Origin of the sequence: Cupriavidus consociatus (genome assembly GCF_017814975.1) — a bacterium.
Classification (GTDB): Bacteria; Pseudomonadota; Gammaproteobacteria; order Burkholderiales; family Burkholderiaceae; genus Cupriavidus; species Cupriavidus consociatus.
On sequence record NZ_JAGIQA010000133.1, the window covers coordinates 1 to 1,069 of the forward strand.

General features: G+C 57.2%; 1 protein-coding gene and 1 pseudogene. One reads left to right on the top strand and one right to left on the bottom strand.

Annotation, left to right across the window (positions count from 1 at the left end):
* The first annotated feature begins 235 nt into the window (after positions 1–235).
* Positions 236–667: a hypothetical protein gene (locus J8I82_RS37740; RefSeq protein ID WP_209765719.1), complete on the top strand. Its 432-nt coding sequence runs from the start codon at positions 236–238 to the stop codon at positions 665–667.
* Here J8I82_RS37740 and J8I82_RS37745 read toward each other — a convergent pair.
* Positions 604–948, bottom strand: a pseudogene (locus J8I82_RS37745) (transposase); the annotation flags it as partial. The gene J8I82_RS37740 and the pseudogene J8I82_RS37745 sit on opposite strands and share 64 nt — an antisense overlap.
* Between the last annotated feature and the right edge of the window lie 121 nt (positions 949–1,069).

A 1,069-nucleotide genomic window follows, 5' to 3' on the forward strand; every position in this document is an offset into this window, starting at 1 on the left:
TTGTTGGTACTTCGTTCTTGTCATTCACCACACCTTACCGGATGGCAAGGTGTTGCACTTCAGATTTGAGGGCGCCGGGCATATAGTGCCTCCTATATCGTCAACGATATAGGCGACACACTGCGGCGATGCAAATGGTGTGCGGTGGAGCGAGTTTCACGACGACAGCCATCTATGCGAAGCTCGACCTCGTCACGCTCGCGCAGGTAGCTTTGCCATGGCCGGGAGCGCGATCATGAGCGGTCATCCAGAGTTACGCGATCACCTGGAGGCCTATCTCTCTGTCAGAGAAGCGCTTGGCTTCAATGATGCGGCCAGAAGGACCCTGCTACGAAGCTTCGTTGAGTATGTGATCACCGCTGATAGATGGCCGATCGACGCACAACTCGCACTCGATTGGGCGTGCGGGCCGTCGTCAGTTCGCAGTGCAGCCGGACAGGCGAGCCGCCTTTCCGCGGTTCGACGGTTCCTGTGCTATCTGCGGGCCAGCGTTCCGGAAACGCAGGTGCCTGGAAGCAGGCTGCTCGCGCGGCAGCAGCGACGCAAGCCCTACCTCTTCACGCAGGAAGAACTCACCCGCCTTCTGGATGCCGCTGCTGGAATGCGTCCGAGTCGCAAGCTGCGGCCGCCCTTCTTAGGGAAGCCCGTGTCGTCAATGATCCAATAGCGACCGCTTGGTGCTTCAAGCAAGGGCTGAACCCAGTCGCGGACACGCCCCAACAATACCGCATCCGACCAATCGGATTTGGAGACGAAGTGGTGCAATGCTTGATGCCGGGCACTGGCATGCAGTGGGTCAACCCGCGCTGCCATCGGTTCGACGCTCTTGCGCGACAACGGCAGCATCAGGCCAGTGCAGTAGCTCTCCAAGCCGGCCCGACGATCTGCATGGCCCAATCCCTCAGCCAAGTAGTTCATGTACTGCGCAAATCGGTCGCTTGTGTTCATGCACTTCCCACCTTGAATGAAGAAGCACATATAATGCACTATTTTTTATGACACAGTAAGACTTCTATGGGGTGTTGAAAGTCAAGTCCTCTGGCGACTATTTTCGTTGAGTAGTTATCCC